1 protein-coding gene is annotated in these 4,616 nt (G+C 65.2%); it reads right to left on the bottom strand.

Annotated features, from left to right (window positions below):
• A partial coding sequence (locus BM339_RS47265) for a non-ribosomal peptide synthetase (RefSeq protein WP_143118910.1) occupies positions 1–4,616 on the bottom strand: 4,616 nt, incomplete at both ends.

The raw sequence follows: 4,616 nt of genomic DNA, 5'->3' as shown, positions 1-4,616 counted from the left end.
AGGCCGGCGCCGGCAATGTACAACTCACCGACCACACCCACCGGCACCGGCGACAAGCCCGCATCGAGCACGAACAACCTGGTGTTCCAGATCGGACGACCGATCGGGGGCCTCTCGTCACCGTCGTGACGATCGGCACCCAGGTCGTCGGCATGCCACGCCGCCGCGTACACCGTCGCCTCGGTCGGACCATAAATGTTCGCGATTCGCGCCTCGGGCCACGCCGCCCTGATCAAGCGGACCGTTTGGGCCGGCAGCGCCTCACCGGCCAAGGTGACACACCTGGGCGCCATCGCCGGACGGCCAGATCTCAAGATCTCGGCAATCGCCGACGGCACGGCACTCACTAGACCGACCGGCCCGGCCGCACGATCAGCCAGCGCAAGCACGTCGCGCACGACTTCGACACGACCACCGGCCATCAACGGACAGAAGATCTCGAACACCGAAACGTCGAAGTTCAGCGAGGTCGAGGCCACCACATGCGACAACCCCGCCGGCCCGAAAACGGCGGCAGCCCAGCCACATAGGGCAACGACATTGTCATGGCCGACCACAACCCCCTTGGACCGCCCGGTCGACCCCGACGTGTAGATCACGTAGGCGGGGTGCAGCGGGTGCAGCGGAGCGATCCGATCGGCGTCCGTCACATCCGACGTCGACCGGCCCGCGAGTTCCTCCTCCGAGGGCGGCGCGGTCAGCTGCACGACCGGCCGGGCGTCATCGACCATGAACCTCAGCCGCTCAGCCGGATAATCCGGATCCAACGGAAGGTAAGCACCACCGGCCTTCAAGACCCCCAGCAGGGCCACCACCAGCTCTACCGAGCGTGGAAGCGACACCGCAACGACCTGGTCCGGCCCCACGCCTTGGTCGATCAGATACCGAGCCAGCCGGTTCGCCCGCGCATCCAGCTCTCGGTAAGTCAGCTCGGTACCTTCGGACACCACCGCGACCGCCTCGGGCGACCGCCGCGCCTGCGCCTCGAACAACTCCGGCACAGTCCCCCAGGCCACACCATGGTCAGTGGCGTTCCACTCGGCCAGCACCCTGCGGCGCTCATCGGCGCCGAGGACGTCCACACTCCCGATCGGCCGGTCAGGGTTGGATGAAACCGCGCTCAGAAAACGTACGAACCGATCCGCAATCTGCTCAACGGTCTCCCGATCGAACAAGTCAGTAGCGAAATCGACCGAACCTTCCAAACCACCCAGATCACCGTCGCCAGCCGACCGCTCGGAAAAATTGAACAGCAAATCGAACTTGGCAACCGCAACGTCGGCAGCCTGGACATTCACCTGGACGCCAGGCAGCGTCAGTTCGGCCTGCGGTGCATTATTGAAGGCGAGCATCACCTGGAAGAGCGGATGCCGACCCAGCGACCGCGGCGGATTCAGCACCTCCACCAAACGCTCGAACGGAACATCCTGATTCGCGAACGCCCCGAGGTCGACCTCCCGCACCCGCCCCAGCAACTCACGGAAACTGGGATCACCGGAAGCATCGCCGCGCAGCACCAACGTGTTGACGAAACACCCCACCAGATCATTGAGCGCCTCATCCGCCCGGCCCGCCACCGGACTACCGATCGGGACGTCCGTCCCACACCCCAGCCGCGTCAACAGACCAACCAAACCAGCCTGCACCACCATGAACAACGTGACGTCGTTGTCCCGCGCCAACGCCACCAGCGACCGATGCAGATCACCGTCCAACGCGAACCCGACCGAACCACCCCGATACGTCGCCACCGCCGGACGCGGCCGATCCACCGGCAGATCAAGCTGATCAGGCAACCCCGTCAACGCCTCACGCCAATACGCCACCTGCGCACCGACCACACTCCCCGAATCGCCCTCATCCCCCAGCCACTCCCGCTGCCACAACGCATAATCCGCATACTGCACCGGAAGTGGCGACCACTCCGGAACCGAAACCCCCCGACGGCGAGCCGAATACGCCACCGCCAGATCACGCCCCAGCGGACCCATCGACCACGCATCGCCGGCGATGTGGTGCACCACCACCAACAACACGTGGTCGCACTCCGACATCCGGTACGCGTGGGCCCGGATCGGGAGTTCTTCGGCCAGATCGAAGCCCTTTTCGGCATCCGCCGCGAGTGCAGTCGGCACCTGCGTGGCGTCCATCTCCGCCACTGTCAGTGCCACCCGCGCATCCGCGCCGTCCAGCACCTCCTGATACGGCGCGCCGTCCGCCTCCGGGAAGACGGTCCGCAGCGACTCGTGCCGGGCCACCACGTCGTTCAGCGCGGACTCCAACGCCCCTAGGTCCACGGCGCCGCTCAGCCACAGCGGGATCACCATGTTGTAGGTAGCGCTGGGGCCTTCCAGCCGATTGAGGAACCACAGACGCCGCTGTGCGAACGACAGCGGCACCTTGTCCGGACGACTCCGTGGCCGCAACGCAGGCCGCGCCGCCCTGCCCGCAGGCTCAATCGCCTCGGCTAATCCCGCGACTGTCGGAGCCTCGAACAGGTCGCGAATCGTGACCTCGACGTCCAGCACGGACCGAATCCGGCTGACCAGACGAGTCGCCAACAGCGAATGCCCGCCCAGGTCGAAGAAGCCATCGTCCATCCCGACCCGCTCCAGGTCGAGGATCTCGGCGAACAGCTCGCACAAGATCTTCTCCCGGGGCGTTCGCGGCTCCCGGCCCGTGGCAGCGGCGGCGAAATCTGGTGCCGGAAGCGCTCTGCGGTCGAGCTTGCCATTCGGTGTCAGCGGGAAAGAATCCAGAACGACGATCGCAGCCGGGACCATGTAGTCGGGCAGGACCTCCGCAGTCGTACGACGCAACCGCATCGGGTCACAACCAGCATCCGATTCAGGGGCAACATAGCCGACCAACTGCGGGTCACCAGGCCGGTCTTCCCGGATCGTCACGGCGGCTTGAGCGACCCCCGGTTGCCGTGCGAGCACCACCTCGATCTCGCCCGGCTCGATGCGGAATCCCCGGATCTTGACCTGGTCATCGACCCGGCCGACGAACTCCAGATGCCCGTCCGAGCGCCAGCGCACCAGATCCCCGGTCCGATACATCCGCTCCCCCGGAGCCCCGAACGGACACGCCACAAAACGCTCCGCCGTCAACCCCGGACGCCCCAGATACCCACGAGCCAACCCGGCACCGGCAATGTACAACTCACCGACCACACCAACAGGAACCGGCGACAACCAGGCATCGAGCACGAACAATCGGGTGTTCCAAATCGGCCGACCGATCGGGACGCTAGTTTCCACGGTCTGTGGGGTGATCTCCACTCCGCTGACATCGATCGACGCCTCGGTCGGCCCGTAAAGGTTGTGCAGTTCGGCATCGAAGACGTCCCGGAACCTGTGCACGAGCTCCAAGGGCAACGCCTCACCACTGCAGATCACTCGCCGCAAGCTGGCACAATCCCGCATCGCCGGCTCCGCCACCGCCGCAGCCAACATCGACGGAACGAAATGTACGGTGGTGACCTGCTCCGAACGGATCAGACCGGCCAAATAGTTTGGATCGGCTTGTCCCCCCGGCCTCGCTAGAACCAATACGGCGCCGACCTGCAATGCCCAGAAGAACTCCCACACCGACACATCGAAACTCGCCGGCGTCTTCTGCAACACCCGATCATCCGATCCGAGCGAGTACCGGTCCTGCATCCACTGCAACCGATTTACCAACCCAGCATGCGTACTCACCACACCCTTGGGCCGCCCAGTCGACCCCGACGTGTAGATCACGTAGGCGGGGTGCAGGGGGTGCAGTGGAGCGAGCCGGTCGGCATCGGTCACGTCCGATGTTGAACGGCCCGCGAGTTCCTCCTCCGAGGGCGGCGCGGTCAGCTGCACGACCGGCCGCGCGTCATCGACCATGAACCTCAGCCGCTCAGCCGGATAATCCGGATCCAACGGAAGGTAAGCACCACCGGCCTTCAAGATCCCCAGAAGGGCCACCACCAGCTCTACCGAGCGCGGAAGCGACACCGCAACGACCCGGTCCGGCCCCACGCCCTGGTCGATCAGATACCGGGCCAGCCGGTTCGCCCGCGCGTTCAGCTCTCGGTAGGTCAGCTCGGTGCCTTCGAAGACCACGGCGACCGCCTCGGGCGACCGCCGTACCTGGGCCTCGAACAACCCCGGCACAGTCCCCCACGCCACACCATGGTCAGTCGCGTTCCACTCGACCAGCACCCTGCGACGCTCATCGCCACCAAGGACGTCCACACTCCCGATCGATTGATCAGGATCGGAGACAGCCGCGCTCAGAAACCATACGAACCGATCCGCAAGCTGCTCAACGGTCTCCCGATCGAACAAGTCAGTAGCGAAATCGATCGAGCCTTCCAAACCACCCAGCTCACCATCGCCAGCCGACCGTTCGGACAGGCTGAACAGCAAATCGAACTTGGCGACCTTGGTATCGATATCCTGCAATTGAGCGTCGATACCGGGCAGTTCGATTCCGGCGACCGGCGTGTTATCGAAGGCGAGCATCACCTGGAAGAGTGGATGCCTGCCCAGCGACCGCGGTGGATTCAGCACCTCCACCAGACGCTCGAACGGAACATCCTGATTCGCGAACGCCCCGAGGTCGACCTCACGCACCCGCCC

It is taken from the genome of Actinomadura madurae, assembly GCF_900115095.1.
Taxonomy (GTDB): domain Bacteria; phylum Actinomycetota; class Actinomycetes; order Streptosporangiales; family Streptosporangiaceae; genus Spirillospora; species Spirillospora madurae.
Note: the sequence above shows the minus strand (reverse complement) of the source record. Positions and strands in the feature narration are given on the sequence as shown.